The 19,335-nt window shown below is 58.1% G+C and carries 16 protein-coding genes; 10 read left to right on the plus strand and 6 right to left on the minus strand.

The window, feature by feature from the left end; all coding sequences use genetic code 11:
- Positions 1 to 26 precede the first annotated feature (26 nt).
- Genes mlaD through L881_RS0101755 form a run of 3 tightly spaced genes read right to left on the minus strand, consistent with a single transcriptional unit; the run spans position 27 to position 2,100 of the window.
- A complete protein-coding gene (gene mlaD, locus L881_RS0101745) occupies positions 27 to 512 on the minus strand; it encodes an outer membrane lipid asymmetry maintenance protein MlaD (RefSeq protein ID WP_025732002.1) in 486 nt (161 codons plus the stop codon).
- On the minus strand, positions 512 to 1,291 hold the full coding sequence (mlaE, locus tag L881_RS0101750) for a lipid asymmetry maintenance ABC transporter permease subunit MlaE (RefSeq protein WP_025732003.1): 780 nt from the start codon (positions 1,289 to 1,291) through the stop codon (positions 512 to 514). Before mlaE ends, mlaD begins: the two co-directional genes overlap by 1 nt.
- Entirely contained in the window at positions 1,288 to 2,100 is an 813-nt protein-coding gene (locus tag L881_RS0101755; protein WP_025732004.1) for an ATP-binding cassette domain-containing protein, read from the minus strand. The genes mlaE and L881_RS0101755 overlap by 4 nt, the downstream gene beginning before the upstream one ends.
- Before the next feature lie 311 nt (positions 2,101 to 2,411).
- Between L881_RS0101755 and L881_RS0101760 the strand changes: the two genes are divergently transcribed.
- The 9 genes from L881_RS0101760 to L881_RS0101800 all read left to right on the plus strand — a co-directional run bounded on the left by L881_RS0101760 (position 2,412) and on the right by L881_RS0101800 (position 11,620).
- Positions 2,412 to 3,392, plus strand: coding sequence for a KpsF/GutQ family sugar-phosphate isomerase (locus L881_RS0101760; protein ID WP_025732005.1), 981 nt, complete (start codon positions 2,412 to 2,414; stop codon positions 3,390 to 3,392).
- Between the two features lie 52 nt (positions 3,393 to 3,444).
- A complete protein-coding gene (locus tag L881_RS0101765; RefSeq protein WP_025732006.1) occupies positions 3,445 to 3,999 on the plus strand; it encodes a KdsC family phosphatase in 555 nt (184 codons plus the stop codon).
- Positions 4,000 to 4,118: 119 nt separating this feature from the next.
- Complete coding sequence (gene lptC, locus L881_RS0101770) at positions 4,119 to 4,694, plus strand: LPS export ABC transporter periplasmic protein LptC (RefSeq protein ID WP_025732007.1); 576 nt, start codon at positions 4,119 to 4,121, stop codon at positions 4,692 to 4,694.
- Between the two features lie 137 nt (positions 4,695 to 4,831).
- Entirely contained in the window at positions 4,832 to 5,401 is a 570-nt protein-coding gene (gene lptA / locus L881_RS0101775; RefSeq protein ID WP_034578156.1) for a lipopolysaccharide transport periplasmic protein LptA, read from the plus strand.
- Between the two features lie 28 nt (positions 5,402 to 5,429).
- Positions 5,430 to 6,155 carry an LPS export ABC transporter ATP-binding protein gene (lptB, locus tag L881_RS0101780; protein ID WP_025732009.1) on the plus strand — a complete coding sequence of 242 codons (726 nt, stop codon included), beginning with the start codon at positions 5,430 to 5,432 and terminating at the stop codon, positions 6,153 to 6,155.
- A 250-nt stretch (positions 6,156 to 6,405) separates the two neighbouring features.
- Positions 6,406 to 7,827, plus strand: a complete 1,422-nt coding sequence (locus L881_RS0101785) for an RNA polymerase factor sigma-54 (RefSeq protein ID WP_025732010.1) — start codon at positions 6,406 to 6,408, stop codon at positions 7,825 to 7,827.
- Positions 7,828 to 8,016: 189 nt separating this feature from the next.
- The gene (gene hpf / locus L881_RS0101790; RefSeq protein ID WP_025732011.1) at positions 8,017 to 8,331 is read left to right on the plus strand and encodes a ribosome hibernation-promoting factor, HPF/YfiA family; all 315 of its coding nucleotides are present in this window, start codon (positions 8,017 to 8,019) and stop codon (positions 8,329 to 8,331) included.
- A gap of 280 nt (positions 8,332 to 8,611) precedes the next feature.
- Positions 8,612 to 9,520, plus strand: coding sequence for an RNase adapter RapZ (gene rapZ / locus L881_RS0101795; RefSeq protein WP_025732012.1), 909 nt, complete (start codon positions 8,612 to 8,614; stop codon positions 9,518 to 9,520).
- 303 nt (positions 9,521 to 9,823) lie between these two features.
- Positions 9,824 to 11,620: a BCCT family transporter gene (locus L881_RS0101800; RefSeq protein ID WP_211238872.1), complete on the plus strand. Its 1,797-nt coding sequence runs from the start codon at positions 9,824 to 9,826 to the stop codon at positions 11,618 to 11,620.
- Between the two features lie 131 nt (positions 11,621 to 11,751).
- Here L881_RS0101800 and pmbA read toward each other — a convergent pair whose 3' ends face one another.
- Positions 11,752 to 13,089 (minus strand): metalloprotease PmbA, encoded by a 1,338-nt coding sequence (pmbA, locus tag L881_RS0101805; protein ID WP_025732014.1) that lies wholly within the window; start codon positions 13,087 to 13,089, stop codon positions 11,752 to 11,754.
- A 198-nt stretch (positions 13,090 to 13,287) separates the two neighbouring features.
- Here pmbA and yjgA point away from each other — a divergent pair, with 198 nt between their 5' ends.
- The gene (gene yjgA / locus L881_RS0101810; RefSeq protein ID WP_025732015.1) at positions 13,288 to 13,824 is read left to right on the plus strand and encodes a ribosome biogenesis factor YjgA; all 537 of its coding nucleotides are present in this window, start codon (positions 13,288 to 13,290) and stop codon (positions 13,822 to 13,824) included.
- Between the two features lie 41 nt (positions 13,825 to 13,865).
- On the opposite strand, the gene tldD is transcribed toward yjgA, so the two are convergent.
- Both tldD and L881_RS0101820 read right to left on the minus strand, forming a co-directional pair.
- A complete protein-coding gene (gene tldD / locus L881_RS0101815) occupies positions 13,866 to 15,350 on the minus strand; it encodes a metalloprotease TldD (protein WP_025732016.1) in 1,485 nt (494 codons plus the stop codon).
- Complete coding sequence (locus L881_RS0101820) at positions 15,347 to 19,270, minus strand: YhdP family phospholipid transporter (protein ID WP_245587919.1); 3,924 nt, start codon at positions 19,268 to 19,270, stop codon at positions 15,347 to 15,349. Before L881_RS0101820 ends, tldD begins: the two co-directional genes overlap by 4 nt.
- Positions 19,271 to 19,335 lie beyond the last annotated feature (65 nt).

A 19,335-nucleotide genomic window follows, 5' to 3' on the forward strand; every position in this document is an offset into this window, starting at 1 on the left:
CCTGACCTTCCCCTCTTGGGTGCGAGTTACTGACCACTCTCGCTGTCATCCTGGCCGCCCATGCCAGAAACGAACTGCTGAATAAGAGACTCCAGCCCCATCGCCTGTTGGGTATTACGGATAGTACCGCCATCCTTGATCATCTCGGTATCGGCACCCGTGGTCAGCCCTACATACTGCTCACCCAGCAAGCCCGAGGTAAGAATCGCCGCCGTACTGTCAGAACTGAGCTTGTCCTTGAGTGTATCGGAAATTTCCATGGTCACACGACCATCAAGCCACTTGGGATCAAGGTCAATATTGACTACGCGCCCTACGGTCACGCCCGACATGGTGACGCGGGAATTGGGCTTGAGGCCACCAATATCACCGAAATCAGCCGTCACGGTATAAGTACTGCCGCCTGACGTTGGTACCAATCCACTTACCTTGAGGCCAAGGAACACCAATCCAAGGAAAGCCACCACTACAAATAGACCAACACCAACTTCCAAACCTCTGGTGCGTTTCATCAAGCGCCTCCGAACATCAGCGCTGTCAGCACGAAATCGAGCCCCAGCACTGCCAATGAGCCATAAACAACGGTGCGCGTAGTCGCGCGAGAAATACCTTCAGACGTGGGAACCAGGTCATAGCCCTGGAAGACTGCAATCCAGGTGACTACCAGACCAAATACCACGCTTTTGATGATGCCATTGACGACATCGTGACCGAACTGAACGCTCGACTGCATGTTGCCCCAGTAGGAACCGGAAAATACACCCAGCCATTCAACGCCCACAATATAGCCGCCATAAATGGCCACTACAGCAAAGATGATACTCAGCAGCGGCAGGGAGACCAGCCCAGCCCACAGACGCGGCGACAGCACGCGCTTAAGCGGATCGACACCAATCATCTCCATGCTGGAAAGCTGCTCGGTGGCCTTCATCAGCCCGATCTCGGCGGTAATCGCCGACCCCGCACGACCGGCAAACAGCAGCGCTGCCACCACCGGCCCCAGCTCGCGCAGCAGTGCCAGCGCTACCAGCTGCCCCAATGCGGCGTCGGCACCATAATCGACCAGAATCATGTAGCCCTGTAGCGCCAGCACCATGCCGATAAAGAGCGCCGATACCAGAATAATGGGCAGCGACAGCACGCCGACCACATGCATCTGGGTGATCCACAGACGCACGCCTGACCAGCGCGGCACGCCAAACAGCGAGCGCAGCAAAATGAATGCCGAGCGCCCAACCGCTGCCAGTACGTCTAGCGTCCGGCGCCCTATTGAACCAAACCACGCAATCATCGCTGGCCTCCTGTACCGAGCAGCTCCTCGGCAAATGGCGGCGCGGGGTAATGGAACGGCACAGGGCCATCCGGCTCGCCGTGAATAAACTGACGAACGCGCTGGTCGGTCGAGGCGTTCAGCTCAGCGGGTGAGCCTTCTGCCATCACACGGCCATCGGAGAGCAGGAAGACGTGATCGGCAATCGACAGGGTTTCGCTGATATCGTGCGACACCAGTACCGATGTGGTATCGAACGCGCTGTTCAAGTCCTTGATAAGCTTGACCAGCACCCCTTTCGACACCGGGTCCTGCCCGACAAACGGCTCGTCATACATGATCAGCTCAGGGTCCAGCGCAATCGCTCGCGCCAGCGCCACGCGACGGGTCATGCCTCCCGACAGCTCTGCCGGCATCAGCTCGCGCGCTCCGCGCAGCCCTACCGCTTCCAGCTTGACCAGCACCTGATCTCGAATCATGGATTCAGGCAGATCTGTGTGCACCCGCAGCGGAAAGGCGACGTTTTCATAGACAGAAATATCCGAGAACAGCGCCCCGCTCTGAAACAGCATGCCCATGCGCCGACGCAGCGCAAAAAGAGCGCGACGCGACAGCCGATGCACATTGTGACCATCAACATTGATCTGGCCTGTATCGGGCACAAGCTGACCACTGATCAGCTTCAACAGTGTCGTTTTACCAGTACCACTCGGCCCCATGATCGCGGAGATCTTGCCACGCGGAATACGCAGCGATACGTCGCGAAAGATCGCGCGCCCCCCCCGATAAAAGCTGAGATTGGATACTTCGATTAAATCAGAGTGCGTCATGCCACTCCCATGAAAAGCCTGACGTTAGCGCGCCCAGGAAGGGAACACGCGCGTCGCTGGGACAAAGAAAAACCCTTTTTCGACAGTGGTGTGGGGGAAAAGTTGCCTTCGACAACGAAATGCCATCATCGGGCCTTGTATCCCGCTCCCCGAAAGCGTTACGCGCCGGGAAAACTGCCGTAAAAGAAAGGGTTTATCACCCTACAATTACCGAACACTGTACATTAACATAACGTTCATCTCTACTAATGCAGCCGTTGGGCGATAGATTCGCTTGATGCTCAGGGCAACTCGGGCGAGAATCCTGCACCATGAATACCAACCTTGATTTCGACTTTGCACGCAGCGCCGAACGTACCCTGACGCTTGAACGTAACGCCATTGATGCGCTGATTCCGCGCCTGGATGGTCAGTTCACCCTCGCGTGTCAGTTGATTTTAAAGTGTGAAGGCCGCGTCGTCGTTACCGGGATGGGAAAATCCGGGCATATTGCCCGCAAGATTGCCTCAACCCTCGCCAGCACCGGCACACCAGCGTTTTTCCTGCACCCTGCGGAAGCCAGCCATGGCGATCTGGGCATGCTCACCGAACGCGATGTTGTGGTCGCCCTGTCACATTCGGGAGAAACCGCTGAAGTTACCCGTTTGCTGGCGCTTTTCAAGCGCAAGGGCGTCAAGCTGATCGCGCTTACCGGAGCCTCCGCTTCAACACTGGCGAATCACGCGGATGCCCTGCTTGATGGTGCCGTGGAGCAGGAAGCCTGCCCGCTCAACCTCGCGCCCACCTCTTCTACTACGGTGGCATTGGCGCTCGGCGATGCCCTCGCCATTGCCTTGCTGGAAGCACGCGGCTTCAGCAAGGAAGACTTCGCGCTGTTTCATCCCGGCGGCAGCCTGGGGCGCTACCTGCTGCTGACCGTCAACGATGTGATGCGCAAGGGAGTCGAAATCCCTCACGTATCGCCCTCTGCTTCAGTCAGGGTAACGTTGTTTGAAATCACCACCAAAGGGCTGGGCTTCGCTTGTGTGACCGACGACGACAATCGCTTGATCGGCGTCTATACCGATGGCGACCTGCGCCGCACGCTGGACCGTAACCTTGATATCGACACCACCCTGATCGGTGATGTCATGAGTGTACAGCCTGTCAGCGTACCGCCCAAAATGCTGGCTGCCGAGGCGCTGCGCATCATGGAGCAGCGTCGTATTACGGCGTTGAGCGTCGTTGATGAAGAGCAACGGTTGCTGGGCGCTCTCAAGATCGAAGATCTCTTGCAACGCAGCGTTGTATAGCCACGCTGAACGCTACTATAAAAGCCCACACCCTTTGTTATCAGGAACCCTTATGTCCAACACCGCCCCTTCTCTTGCTGCCCGCGCTGCCAACATCAAACTGCTGGCGCTCGACGTGGATGGTGTGCTGACTGACGGTACGCTTCTCTACAGTGCCGATGGCGGCGAGAGCAAATGCTTCACTACTCAGGATGGACTGGGCATCAAGCTGCTGATCGACCACGGTATCGAGGTGGCTATCATTACCGGTCGCCGCTCTGCCATGGTGGAGCGACGCGCCAAAGAACTTGGCATTCATCATCTGGTACAGGGACGCGATGACAAGCTGGCCGCACTGCGTGAACTTTGCCAGACGCGCGATATCGCGCTGTCAGCCTGTGCCTATTGTGGCGATGACCTGCCCGACTTGAGCGCCATCGCAGCAGCAGGACTCGGCGTCAGCGTCCCCAACGCTCCCGCCTACGTGCGTGATCGTGCCGACTACGTCACCGAACATCCGGGCGGAAAAGGAGCGGTACGGGAACTGAGCGAGCTGCTGCTCAATGCGCAAGGCCGCTGGGGAGAGATTGTGGAAGGCTTTCTTACCACTGAGGCCACCACTCGCTAGGCTATATGCCCTATACTTGGGGGCACTGAACGCTGCCGAACTGAACCTTGGCCTCTCAATGGCATCAAAAACGGCAATACAAGTGTCATCGACTGCATAGACTGAGGAATGAGCAACCTATGGCGTGGTTAAAGCAAAACGCATACCGAATCGGGATCGTGCTGCTGCTGTTGATAGCGGGTGCCTTTCTTGCGCTGATTGATCAACGCTCAAGCCTCGTCTCTCAGCACTCGCCTATTCCGGAAGGTGATCACGGCACGCCTGATCAATACCTTGAGCAGGTCGTGTATACCCGTTACGACGATCAGGGCCGACCATATCAAGTCCTTGAATCACCCAAGATCAGCAACTTTTCACAAGCAGATGAAAGCATTGCCGATCAGCCTAAACTCGCCATGCTGGATAGCAACAACCGCCACTGGCACGCTACCGGCGACACGGGCGTTGTCAATCAGGACAACACTCACGTTGTGTTGAAAGGCAACGCGCAGGTCACCGAGCCAGAGCAGCAGTGGCGGCTTACTACCGATATCCTCAATTACAACCGCGACCAGGGACGTATCTGGAGCGATAGCGAGTCAAACTTTTTCCAGGGCCAGCACAAGACAAGCGGCGACCGCTTCCAGGCGTGGACAGATACCAGCCGCGCCTTGCTGGAAGGCAATATCAGCAGCACCTTTATGCCACGACATTAAACGCTGCCCAGCACGACGTTCAGGCATTGGGAAAATGAGTACCGCCACGCGCCGAGAGTGCAGTGGCAACGCAACCCACCCCACTGCCAGCAGCACATTGACCATTTTTACGTGACTTATCGCAAGGATTTTCGGCCATGACCCTGAAAAGGTGTATCGCTCCCGTCCTCACCGCAGGCGCCCTGCTCGGCAGCGTAGTCTGCGCACCGCAGGTGCTGGCCCAGGCCAGTACTTCCAGCCAGCCCATCAATGTCTCGGCCAACACCCTGAGCGTTGATGACCGTGCAGGTACGGCCACCTATACAGGAGCGGTGCATGTCACTCAGGGCGACCTGACGCTCGACTCACAGCGTCTTGACCTTTATCGAAATAACAGTACCGGTGAAGCCACTCGTGCCAAGGCGACCGGCACCAGCAGCAAACGCGCCTTCCTGAAACAGGACGCCACCCAGAGCGATCCGGAAATGCACGGCTGGGCCAATACCATTACCTATCAGATCCCCCAGCGCAAAATGATCATGCAGGGCAATGCTGAGCTGCACCGTGGCAATGACACCTTCCACGGCGCTTATGTCGAGTACTACATCGACTCACGCCGCGTAAACGCCAATGGCGGCGGTGGCAGCAGCACGAGCGGCGGCAATCAGCAAAGCACGTCCGGAGGACGCGTCAACATGACCATCACTCCGAAAAGTAACCAGCAGTAATGCGCCTGCATTGCGGAGTCTTTGATTGATGAAAACATTGCACGCCACCCACTTGGTGAAAAGTTTCAAGAAACGCCGCGTGGTCCAGGATATCAGCGTCAGCATCGAACAAGGTCAGGTCGTTGGTTTGCTGGGGCCTAACGGGGCTGGCAAGACCACTTCGTTTTACATGATCGTGGGACTGGTTCAGGCGGATGCAGGCAAGGTAGGCATTGATGATGTCGATTTGAGCACTGCCCCCATGCACGTTCGCTCACGCGCGGGTATCGGCTATCTGCCGCAGGAAGCCTCTATCTTTCGCAAGCTGACCGTTGCCGACAATATTCTGGCGATCCTGGAAACGCGCAAGGATCTCGACCGTCAGCAGCAGCGCCAGCGCCTTGATCAGCTCCTCTCCGAGTTCAGTATCGAGCACATTCGCGACAACAAGGGCATGAGCCTGTCAGGGGGGGAGCGCCGCCGCGTCGAGATCGCTCGCGCCCTGGCCACCGAACCCTCCTTCGTTCTGCTTGATGAGCCGTTTGCGGGGGTTGACCCCATTTCGGTCAATGAGATCAAGGGCATCGTCCGCCAGCTACGCGACCGCAACATAGGCGTGCTGATTACCGACCACAACGTGCGTGAAACCCTGGATATCTGCGACAACGCCTATATTGTCGGTGAAGGGCGCATTATCGCCGAAGGTGATGCTCACAGCATTCTGGCGAACCAGCATGTGCGCGATATCTATCTTGGTCAGGATTTCCGCCTCTAGTTCTTCCTGTTACATCAACGGCGCTGCCTGATGGCTCGGGATATCACCAGCGTTATCCTGCCGGCAGCGCCGTTCTCCTCTTCTGTTCCTCCCACTGCGTGGCCCTTATGCAAGATGGCACGCTGCTTGCTAATCATTTACCGCCAGCTATTGCGCGACGCGCCCCAATAAGGGTAGCGTTATCGGTACCGTTCGCACGCTATCCTCCACGGTGCGCGGCTTTGCTCAACGATCAACGCTGGTTCTCCCGATGATGAAATCCTCTCTCCAACTGCGCACGGGCGCGCATCTTACGATGACGCCTCAATTGCAGCAGGCCATTCAGCTGTTGCAGCTTTCAACGCTGGAGCTTCGTCAGGAGATTCAGACGGCGCTGGAGAGCAACCCTATGCTGGAGATCGAGGAAGAGTTCAGTGATGAACCCAGCGAGCCAGAGGCGTCCGATGACGATAGCTGGACAGAGGAGATCCCTGAAGAGCTGGCGCTTGATAACGAGTGGAGCGACACCTTCCAGGATGCCACCCTGGGTGACTTCTCTTCGATGTCGGGAGCAACCGAAACGGCTGATTTCGAACGTGACAGCAGTAGCGAAAGTCTGGTCGATCACCTCACATGGCAACTGTCGCTGCTCGATTTCTCCCCCCAGGAGCAGCAGATCGCCGAAGTCTATCTGGACGGGCTTGATGAGAACGGCTACCTGCGTATCGACCCTGCCGATGTCAGCACAGTCGTCACCCTTGAAGAACACCAGCAAGACTTGCCTGAGCAGGTGCTGGCACGTCTTCAGCAGCTTGATCCAGCGGGCGTCTTTGCGCGCAGCCTGCAAGAGTGTCTGCTGCTACAGCTTGATCTATTGCCGCCACACACTCCGCTGCTGGCACAGGCGCGCCGCCTGGTGCGACAGTTTCTGGACGCTCTGGCTGCGTGCGACACCCGGCTTTTGCAGCGCCGCCTTAACCTTAGCGCTCCGGAACTCGATCAAGTGATCGCGATGGTGCGCGCGCTAACGCCCCACCCAGGCCATCAATATGCCAACGCGCAATCCCCCTATGTGATTCCCGATCTCACCCTGCGCCATCATCATGAACGCGGCTGGCAGGTCGAGCTGAACCCCGAGGCGCTGCCACGTGTACGCATTCAACCCGACTATGCCAGCCTCATCAAAAGAGCCGACAAAAGCGCCGACAACACCTTCCTTAAACAGCATTTGCAGGAAGCGCGCTGGCTGCTGAAGAGCTTATCAAGCCGTAATAGAACCTTGCTCAAGGTGGGCTGCGAAATCATGCAGCGTCAGCATGACTTTATTGCCCACGGAGAAGAAGGTATGCGCCCGCTGGTTCTGGCTGATATCGCAGAAGCGGTCGAGATGCACGAATCGACCATTTCACGCGTCACCACCAATAAATATATTCACACTCCCCGCGGCGTATTCGAGCTGAAATACTTCTTCTCCAGTCAGGTCGGCAAGGATGGCGATAGCCACGCCAGCACCGCCATTCGCGCTCGCATCAAAAAACTGATCAGCGAAGAGCCCGCTCGCCGCCCGCTCTCTGATGCCAAACTGGTCACCGCCCTTGCGGATCAGGGCATGGTGGTGGCTCGCAGAACCATTGCCAAATACCGCGAAGCGATGGGCATTCCCCCTTCCAGCGAACGCAAGCGCCTGGGCTAATCAGGCGCCTGTCTATTGCTGCACACCACCTGATTGTCAGCTACCCGCCTGCTGCCATGAGCAGCGTTACTCACATGCGCTCACCTGCCCTGTTTCAGCACACTCGCCTTCTGCTACTTTCCTATTTGGTTCGCCGAACTAAAAAGGCTACACTCGAAGTGTCATCATTCTGACTCAAGGAGGCATGCCATGCCGCTGAACATTACCGGGCACCACATCGAACTGACCGATTCGTTGCGTGACTATGTGAATCAGAAACTGACCCGGCTAACGCGCCACTACGACAACATTACCCAGATGCAGGTAACGCTGTCGGTAGAGAAGGAGCGCAAACAGGCCGCCAGCACGCTCAAGATCGCCGGAGCGGAGCTGCACGGTAACGCCGAAAGCGATGATATGTATGCCGCCATTGATGCGCTGGCCGACAAGCTTGATCGTCAGTTGCTCAAGCACAAGGAGAAAGTACAGGCGCGCACCAAGGGCACCGGTACGGCAGGACTTTAACAGCGCCGCTCTCCTTCCCCGCTGCACGCCACAATAGCGACAAGCGCAGCGGCGGGCATCACGCATCACTTCAGCGCTATTCGCACCAGCAACCAAAGCGAATGGCGCTGATCGTCACGCCCACTTCACCTGGCGTGAACATGCCTTCTTGCAAACTTCCCACTATCGTCATTTTATTGCTTTATTAAGATGGCACTATCAGGTCTGGCGGGCGCCAGCATCTCTTCAAAGCGCCACAGCCAACCGCCTTTAGCTCGACAACAAGGATATCCTTGGAATGATGCAACTCGTGATCATCAGTGGTCGCTCAGGGTCCGGCAAATCAATCGCCCTGCAAGCGCTGGAGGATCTTGGTTTCTATGCCATCGACAACCTGCCGGCGATGCTGCTTGGATCGTTGATTGAAGAACTTGAAACGCAGATACCGGCACGCCACAAGGTCGCGGTCAGCATTGATGCGCGTAACATCGCCCATGCACTGGAGCGCCTGCCCGAATTCATTGAACTGCTGAAACCTCGCGATATTGATATCCAGGTCGTTTATATTACCGCCGACTCCGCTCAACTGCTGGAGCGCTACTCCGCCACTCGACGCCGTCATCCGCTGACCCGCGACAGCGAAATGACGCTGGATGAAGCGATCGAAACCGAGCAGCACTATCTCAGCCCGGTACGCGATCTCGCGGATCTGGTGATAGATACCTCCCATACCTCGGTTCATGAACTACGCGCACGAATTGCCGAGCAGGTCGCCTGCCACACTTCGACGCATCTCACACTCAGCTTTGAATCCTTCGGTTTCAAACACGGCGTGCCGCGCGATGCCGACATGGTGTTCGATGCCCGCTGCCTGCCCAACCCTTACTGGGAGCCTGCGCTGCGTGACTCCACCGGTCGCGATGTCAATGTTCAGCAGTTCCTGGCCGCTTCATCGGAAGTGAGCGAGATGTTCAACGATATCTGTCAGTGGCTGGAGCGCTGGCTGCCGCGCTATCTCTCTACCCACCGCAGTTACTTCACGGTGGCCGTGGGCTGTACCGGCGGCCAGCATCGTTCTGTCTACCTGGTGGAACAGTTGGCTCACCGCTTCGCCAGAGAGTATCCCTCGGTACGACTGCGCCATCGCCAGCTGGAGCTACAGCAGCAAATCGACCGTCGCCACACCAGCGGCCCTCACCTCGCGCCGTAATATCGTTATAATAAGAATCACTCAAAAACTTGCCTGACCCGACTGCTCACCCTATGATCGGTCGGGTTTATGCAGAGTTACCCTTCATCGGGAAATAATGACTCGCTGCCAGATCGCGCAGCGATAACATTCCTCATAACATAGCCCATCAGCCAGTAAAGGATTCAGATGCCCTCCCGCGATAACGAGCCCGGCATACCCTCCTCCCATTCATCAGCACCATCTGCCGCAGACTCCTCAGACTCTACCGAAGAGAGTCTCTATCCGCACGATATGCACCCTGGCCTAATGCCAGGCTTAAGCGTGGAAGATCAACGCAACACCTTCCACCTCGACAAGGTGGTATTTGCGCTCACGGCACTCCTGATTGTCGCCTTCATTGCCTGGGGCGTTGTCGCGCCCGACTCGGTAGGCCAGGTCTCCTCCAGCATGTTCAGCTGGGCGATCCGCGATTTGGGGTGGCTGCTGAATCTGGTCATGATTCTTGGCGTATCCATCATGGCGTATCTGGCCTGCTCACGCTTCGGCAACATCAAGCTGGGCAAGGACGATGAAGAGCCTGAATTCAGCCGCTTCGCATGGATTGCCATGATGTTTGGTGCCGGCATCGGTGTCGGTATCTTCTTCTTCGGGCCATCGGAGCCGCTCAGCTATTACCTGACGCCTCCGCCCCATACGGTAGCAGCACAAACACCGGATGCCATCCACCATGCCATGGCACAGTCACACTTCCATTGGGGGGTGTCGATCTGGGGGCTTTACGCCATGATTGGCGGCGCACTTGCCTATAGCACCTACCGCCGTGGGCGCGTATCGCTGGTCAGCTCGCTGTTCCGTCCTCTGTTTGGACAGAATCATACCGAGGGGGCTGCCGGCAAGGTCATCGACATGATGGCGATTATTGCCACGCTGTTTGGCACCGCTGCCACTCTGGGGCTATCCGCCATCCAGATCAGTCAGGGTATCGACATCGTCTCGGGTGCGGGCACCGTCAGCAATACCGTTTTGATGGTGATTATTACCGTACTGACGCTCTGCTTTATTATCAGCGCGGTATCAGGGGTAGGTCGCGGTATTCGCTATCTGTCGAATCTCAATATTTCGCTGACCCTGGGGCTGATCGTATTCGTCTTTATTACCGGCCCCACGCTGTTTCTGCTTAACCTGATTCCGGCGGGCATTCTCACCTACCTCGACAGCATGGTCGATATGGCCAGCCGTGGCCTCTCCTGGGGTGAAGATACCGTGCAGTTCCAGGCCATCTGGACATCGTTTTACTGGGCCTGGTGGATCGCATGGACGCCTTTCGTCGGTATGTTTATCGCGCGTATCTCGCGCGGCAGAACCATTCGGGAGTTCGCGGTGGCGACCACTCTCGCGCCGACCTTCATTCTGATTCTGGCCTTTACCGTGTTCGGCGGCACGTCGATCACCTTTAGCCAGTTGGGTATCAGCGGTTTTGACGGCAATGCCTCCAGTGAGCATGTGCTGTTTGCCCTGTTCGGCCAACTGCCCTTAAGCAGCATTACCCCGTTTATCCTGATCTTCGTGCTGGCGGTCTTCTTCATCACCTCGGCGGACTCCGCCTCGATGGTCATGGGCTCACTCTCCGAGCGCGGCAACCCTGCGCCCAACAAGCTGACCGTAGTGTTCTGGGGGCTGTGCATGATGGGCATTGCAGTGGTAATGCTACTGGTAGGTGGCGAAACCGCACTTACCGGCCTGCAAAACCTGACCATTCTGGTCGCTCTGCCATTCTCGGTGGTGTTGATTGGGGTCGCTATCGCCTTCCTGCGTGATCTAGCGACCGACCCTGCGGCCATACGTCTCAAGTATGCCAACAATGCGATGCAAAATGCCGTCATCAAAGGGCTGGAAGAACACGGCGATGACTTTGAGCTGGTCGTTACCCCCGCCGAGCAAGGACGCGGCGCCGGTGCCGATTTCGATTCCACCGCCGAGAAAGTGACGGATTGGTATCGTCGTACCGATGAGCACGGCAACGAGATTGATTACGACTATGAATCCGGCGAGTGGGCTGACGGCGATGCGCCCGATTCCCAACAGGGTTCCGACCACCACAGCGACCAAAAGCGCTAACGGCAACGTCGCGTAACAACCTCTCAACAACAATGCCCCCGACGAATTTCGCCGGGGGCATTGTTTTGGACGTTATTTTAGGAGTTTGAAACGAGGACGTCACCACGTCTCTTTTGTGTCTCACACAGGCTTCAGCCAGCGACGGTCATGCCGTCAACCCACCAGCTTCCGCTGTGAATATTGCCGCGGCGATCAACGTCATCACCTACTGCTTTCAACTGGGCAAACATCTCGCGCAGATTGCCTGCTACCGTAAAGCCTTCGATGGGATACTGAATCTCACCCTGCTCGACCCAGAAGCCTGACGCGCCACGCGAGTAGTCGCCAGTCACAGCATTCACACCTTGCCCCATCATCTCGGTGACAATCACCCCGCGTTCGATACCCGCAATCATCTCCTGATAGCGGCTGAGGGGCGCGTCAATGCGCACATTACGGGCACCACCTGCGTTAGCGGTAGTGGCTAATCCCAGACGACGCGCGCTATAGCTGGAGAGCAGATATTGGGCGAGCACACCTTGTTCAATGAAACGGTTATTGCGAGTAGCGACCCCGTCAGCATCGAAATTGGCACTGCGCAAGCCACGCCGCTCGCGCGGTGATTCGTAAAGCGACAGCCATTCGGGAAGCAGCTTCTCACCCAGCGTATCGCACAGAAACGACGCCTCACGATACAGTGCCCCACCCGCGATAGCGCCCAGCAGATTTCCCACCAGGCCAATCGCCATGCGCGGTGCAAAAATGATCGGGTAGCGGCCAGTGGTAACATTGCGCGGCGCGAGCCGTGCCAAAGTGTTGGCGGCGGCCCGACGGCCCACCTCCTCAACCGAGTATAGATCATCAGGGCTGCGGGCCGCCGTATAGTCAGCATCACGCTGCATGGCATCGCCACTGCCTGCAATCAGGCGGCACGCGACACTATGGCTGGTGCCCTTCTCAGCGTGAAGAAAGCCGTGGCTGTTGCCGTAAACGCTCACGCCAGTACCGCTGGAGAGCAATGCACCTTCGGAGTTGGTAATTCCCTCTACCGCCGTGCCAGCCGCTTCACAGCGGCGTGCAATCTCAATCGCCTGATCCGGTTCGAGCGCCCAGGGGTGATAAAGATCAAGGTCGGGGAAGTCGCTGGCCATCAGCTCGACGGGGGCAAGCCCGGCTTTATCATCCTCTCCCGTATAGCGGGCGATATCATAAGCCTTGGCGACGGTCTCCTTGATCGCTGCCTCGCTGCCATTGCTGGTCGAGGCACTGCCTTTACGCTTACCGACATAGACAGTGACGCCAATCCCCTGGTCAGTAGCCAGCTCCATGGTTTCGACATCGCCAAGCCGCACCGAGACATGCATGCCCTGCTGTGCTGAAGCGCCCACTTCACAGGCCGTCGCCCCTAGCTGACGCGCCTGCTCCAGTGCATATGCCGTCTGCGCTTCGAGCCGCTGCTGCTCACGGTGAGCGTCGAAAGCCTTGTCCATGAATCCTCCTGATAAAGCCTGTGTACAGCGTCTGCGGTGCCATGGTTGCCGCAGACGCTGCCGTTATAAACTAATAGCAACGCCAGCGCCTCAATGGTGGGCATCGGCTGCGTTGCTGGGCATCTGGCAAGCGCTATAGCGCGCCGAGATGGCTATCCCTTGATATACTGGGGCAACGAACACTCCAAGGATGACAGCATGGCACCCTCTCGACACAGCTCCGATGACACCCCCGAATTCGACGAAGCGCCCAGCAAATCACAGCTCAAGCGCGAAATGGAGGCACTTCAGAAGCTCGGTCGCGAGATCATCGAGATGAAACCTTCGCAACGCGCACGCCTCCCGCTCTCCGACGATATGCTCGCCGCGGTAGAGGAGATGGGGCGCATCTCTTCCCACGAAGCACGCCGTCGCCATATGCAGTACGTTGGCAAGGTGATGCGCAGTGAAGATGTCGATGGCATTCGTGCGGCATTTGATGCGATGGAGCAGCGCAAAAATGATCGGGACCAGGCTTTCCACCGTCTTGAACAGCTCCGCGACCGGCTGATCAATGAAGGCGATGGAGCGCTTGATAGCGCCATCGAGCAGCTACCGGGCATTGATATTTCCCAGCTACGCCAGCTTGTGCGCAATGCCCGTCGTGAAAGAGACAAGGAGAAGCCACCCGCCAGCGCACGCAAGTTATTCAAGCTGCTGCGCGAACACTCCGACACCATTGATGCCGAAGCATAATCACACCCAGGCACCACGCGCCCGCGTGGGCCGTGCGGCACTCAGGATTGGGTGCCGCCTACCGTAATGTTATCGAGCTTGAGCGATGGCTGCCCCACGCCGACCGGCACCGACTGCCCCTGCTTGCCACAGATGCCCACGCCATTATCGAGTTCAAGATCATCACCGATCATCGAAATACGCCCCATCGCTTCAGGGCCGCTGCCGATAATAGTCGCCCCTTTGACCGGTGCGCCCAGCTTACCGTTTTCGATCAGATAGGCTTCACTTGCGGCAAAGACGAATTTACCGGAGGTGATATCGACCTGACCGCCGCTAAAACCGACAGCGAATAGCCCCTTGCGCACCGATGCGATCATTTCGTCACGCTGATGCTGGCCGCCCAACATATAGGTGTTGGTCATGCGAGGCATTGGCAGATGTGCATAAGATTCGCGACGTCCGTTACCGGTCAGGGCATGCCCCATCAGGCGAGCATTCAGCTTGTCCTGCATATAGCCGGTCAAACGCCCGTTTTCGATCAATGTGGTGCACTGCCCGGGCGTTCCTTCATCATCAATCGACAGCGAGCCGCGCTTCTCATCAAGCGTCGCATCGTCAACCACAGTAACGCCCTCCGCGGCCACCTTCTCACCGAGACGCCCAGCGAAGGCCGAGCTTCCCTTGCGGTTGAAATCACCTTCCAGTCCATGGCCCACCGCTTCATGCAGCAGAACACCGGGCCAGCCCGCGCCCAGCACCACCGGCATATCGCCAGCAGGAGCCGCCACTGCATCGAGATTCACCAGCGCGACCCTGACCGCCTCCCGAGCAATCGCCTCCACCATTTGGCGCTGCTCAAGCTCTGCCAGCGAGAAACGCCCGCCGCCACCGCTGGAGCCGCTTTCACGCCGTCCATTGCGCAGGGCAATGACTGAAACATTGAAACGAATCATCGGACGACTATCAGCCGCCAGCGTGCCATCACTGGCACGCACCAGTACCACATCGTGAACCAGCCCCAGCGAGGCCGATACCTTCACGATGGCGGGATCAGCACTGCGTGCGATGCGGTCGGCCTGCTGCAATAACGCCACCTTGATATCAGCACCACTATCGCCGCCTGGAGCAGCGGTCCCATAGCGCGCCTGCGCGGTACGCGGCTCGGCCGGACGCGCGACCTTCGACTGTCCCGAGCGCACAATACGGGAAGCGATGCGCCCCGTTTCACGCAAGGCTTCAGGCGTAATATGGCTGGCGTAGGCAAAGCCGGTTTTCTCTCCGGCCATTGAACGTACCCCCACCCCGCTATCGAGACTGAAGCCACCGCTTTTCACCACGCCATCTTCCAGCGACCAGCTCTCTCGCGAGCCGTACTGAAAATAGAGTTCGGCGAAATCAATGCCCGGCCCCATGGCAGCAGCCAGCCCTGCGTCCAGCGAATCAAGGTCGAGTTCGCCGGGTGTCAGCAGCAGTTCGCTCCCATAGCGCAACAGCTCCTCGGAGGTGGGCAGAACAAGTGGAGATGAGGCGCAGTGTGCAGTCATTCGTCGGTACTTTCCTTGGTGATAGTGGGCGCGGACCAGCCACCGTTGATGGCGTAGTGAAGCTCCGTGACTTGATTGAGCCAGCCACCGAACGCCAGATGCAGCGCCAGCAGCGCGCCTCCTATTTCAGGCGCACCGACGGCCAGCGCAGCCAGCGGCAGCGTTTGGGATACCGGTAGCCTGATCGCCAGCTGCTCATTAAGCTGCTGGTTCACTAGATCCACACTGCCATCAACGGTGAAGGTGGTGGAAGGCGCTTTGATCAACAGGGGATCGACGTGCTTCAACACGCCATCCGTCAGGGTCGCGTTGCCTGCAATGCTGTTGAAGGCAGTGCCATGCTCGGTGACATCGGAGAAATCGAGCCGCAGACGCCTGAAAATATTATCGAAGTTGAGCAGCCCCATCAGACGCGCAGAGCGAAGATTCAACGCCACAATATTGCCAGGCCCGATATCGACCCCCAGATTGCCAGACACGGAATTGAGCTGCGGCTGCCATGGCGCGCCCGGCCACGCGAAACCCGCCTTGAGCCTGCCGTTGCGGGTGGTGGCAATATTATTCAAATCAAGCAGATTCAGCAGTTTGGCGATATCCCCCAGCTTCAGATCAATGCTGCCCTGGGTAACGCTCGCCTCGCCCGCGGGCAGCCAGCTCATGTTACCAGTGAGCTGCGTACCGGCCAGTTCAGCCTGTAGGGTACGCAAGCTGATTTTGTCGTCGGCGGTATGCCACTCAGCATTCAGGGAACCTTTCTGGTCACGCGCCATGATATTGGCGATGTTGAGCGTGCCAGCGGGCAGCGATCCAGCCTCTGAGGGAAACTCAGCCAGCGGCTCGGTTGGCTTGTTGACCGTGACGGCCTGATCGTAAAGGGAGAAGCGCTCATGCTGGCTGGCGGCGTTTTGCTGCGACGCACGCTGCATGGCGTCCAGCAGCGGATTGAGATTCAGCTCATTCAGATTGACGGCAATCGGCAACGGCGCTTTTGGGTCCCAATGTGCAGTGCCATTGGTGTAATGACTGCGCAGCGAACCCTCCCACACGTCGTCGGTCATTTGAGCGTGGGCATGTACGTCAGTCAGACATTCTCCGTCCACCACCAGACAATCGGTATCGAAGCGCACGTCATTGATGACGATAGGATTCTCTTCCGACCCCGGTTCGGCGCTCGACGGCGTCTGTTTGCCGATGCGATCGAACTCGACACCTTGCAGCGCCTTCATCCACGCCCCCGGATCGAGACGCGCATTATCCATGCTGATGCTCCAGCCACTGCGCGACTGCCACTCGGGCTTGCCGGGCCAGTGCTCGATCCACACCTGCCCCTGGCGCATCTGATCGCGCCAGCGCGCCTTGACCAGATTATCGACCACGACATTTCCCACACCGTTGGTCAGATCCATTCGCAGCTGTATGTCACGCGGATCGTCAGGCTCCTTGCCGAGCGGCTCGGGCAGCGGCACTTTCACGCCACGACTGTCGCTGTCTATATCAAGCGTAACGATCCCATCAGGAGTAAGGCGCATTGCCCCCTGATAACGTGAGCTACCGTAGGTGCCGGGCGCCAGCCCCGATAGATGCAGCCACTCCATGCTCTTCAATACATCGGCACTGCCATTGAAATTCAGATCACCCACACCATCGTTAAGCAGGAAGTCTGCCTTCACAGGGCCATCGAAAATGCGCCCGTTGGCGTTGCCATTGATCGCCACCTTGTCGCCCTGCATATGCAGTTTGGCGTTGGCATTGATATCGCTGAAATTGAGCGCGTTGGCTATCAGCGTGGCGTTGGCACGCGCTACGGTGCCCTGAGCGGTGAAGTCCGCCTGACCATCGTGATCACCGGCAAACGGCAGGCGCAGCCTGATATTGCCTTGCAGGGGGCCGTGCGCTTCCCAGCGTGAAAACTGGGTATTCAGCTCGCTTTTATTGAAGGGCGCGACTTTCAATACTTCAAGCAGCTGGCTAGCGTCACCCTTTACCGGCGCATCAAGACTCAGCAGCTTATCTTGTAACGAGAAGCTGCCTTCCCCACCCTTCAAACCGTTGAGTTCAGCATGGTGAATGGCTCCATGCAGCTCCTCGCCATCCAGATGCAGCGTGCCATCCACGTTAGTGACCGGCTGCCAGCCGTCCAGATAGCCCAGTGTTGCATTGCGCACATCAAGGTCGAGCAGCAGGCGATTGCCACTGGAGGGATCACCAAAATCGACATGCCGCTCAAGCTCCGGGTGACCGTCCGGTGCGCCGAAAACCATCGACATGCTGATCTTGCCCTTCGGTACTTCACCTGAGTGCACATTCTTGATCAGCCACTCGCCCAGTGCCGGGCTCATGACATGCAGCGGCACCCAGTCGCGGGCATCGCGCACCTTCGCGTTCTCGAAGGCAAGATCGAAGGAGAAGTTATTGTGGTGATGGTCAGGCAAGTCGAGGAAGAAATCGCCTGAAGCATGGGCACCATCGCGCACGAAACGGATATCACTGCCGCCCATCTTGACGTAGTTGTCATTCAGCTCCCATGACAGCCTGCCCGACAGCGACTCCAGCGGCCAGCGCGTGTCGAATACCGTCGGCATATGCAGGCCAAGGCCCTTCTTGTCGCCAGTTACCCAGGCACGGCCAAAGCGCAGCGTGGCATCCACGCCGCCCGACACCGGCCCCAGCGCAGGAATCTCTTCATGGGAATTCATGGTCGCGCCGCTCAGATCGGCACGTATCCGCAGGCGGTCGCGCATCGGCACATCGGGGCGCAGGTTGAGATCGAGGCGAGCCTTATTGATCCGGCCACTGGGGTGCAGGTCAATGTAGGTCTGGCGCAGCTTCTGCGAGAAAGGCAGCAGTGGCCACACCATGTTGGCAGGTTCAAGACGGAAGGCCGGCAGCAGCACCGAAAGCTCTTTATCGCTTCCTTCTACCGTACCAAAGGCGGGCAACGCCAAGGGATCCCCCTGGCTATCCTGGGCCTCCATCCTGGCGAACCGCCCTTGCCACTGGCGGTCGTTATAATGGGCGTACAGCGTCGTCGAGAGGGAAGTGAGATCGGCGCGCCGTGCCGGTTCGTCGGTTCGGCCAATGTGAAGATGACCAAGCTCAAGTGATGAGCGCACCTCAGCGGAATCGGTGCCTGTCCAGCCAAGCTGGAAGTGCAGATCACCTTGCGCTGAAAACTCATAATGGGCACTGGCGCTGAACATGCTCGCCACTGTCGAAATCTGTCGGGCATCGCCACGCAGCTCGGCCTGCCCCGAGGTATCGCCCTCAGGCGACAGGCTTGCATTCAGCGATATACCGGCCTGCTGGGCAGAATCGGTAACCGCCGCTGCCTGTAGCACGGTAGCGCCGCTGCTATCCGCCACCAGCACCGCACTGGGAATACTGACGCGGTGGTGTTGCTGTAGCCCGTAAAGATCAACGCTACCCTCGCTGATGCGCGCGCGGCTGTCAGCAAGATTGATCAGCCAGCGCTTGAGGTCTTCCTGTGAGAAGGCGCTGGGCTGGTCATCGCCGTCGTCGTCCCACCAGCGTCCATCGTCATGCTGATAGAGCGACAGCGCGGGGCGATCAAGATCGAGCTGGTTGAAGGCGGGCTGATTCAATTGGAGAGAGCGCAGCAGATCCAGCTTGATGCGCCCTTTTGCCAGCGTAAACAGCGAACGGGGAGTATCGCTGTCTTCCTGCTGCTGGGAAACGTTCAGGCGATCAACGTCGATCACCAGATTATGGCCCTCAAGGCCAATCGCCAGGTGATTGGCGATAAGGTCGATGCCCTCTGGCAGCGGCAGCCATTTGGTTAATTCGGCGTTGCCATCGAGACGCAGCGGAGTGATGCGCAGGCCAGCCGTGATCAGCGCGACAACCGTCAGCACGACGGCCATCGCAATCAAAAGCCCTCTGGCTACCATTTGCACCAACATCAGCACTTGAGCCAGCGCCTCCCTGCTGCACCTTCCATGACCGGCAGCGCAGGCTGCATATCGCG

The sequence above is a fragment of the Carnimonas nigrificans ATCC BAA-78 genome (assembly GCF_000526695.1).
In the GTDB taxonomy this organism is placed as follows: Bacteria; Pseudomonadota; Gammaproteobacteria; order Pseudomonadales; family Halomonadaceae; genus Carnimonas; species Carnimonas nigrificans.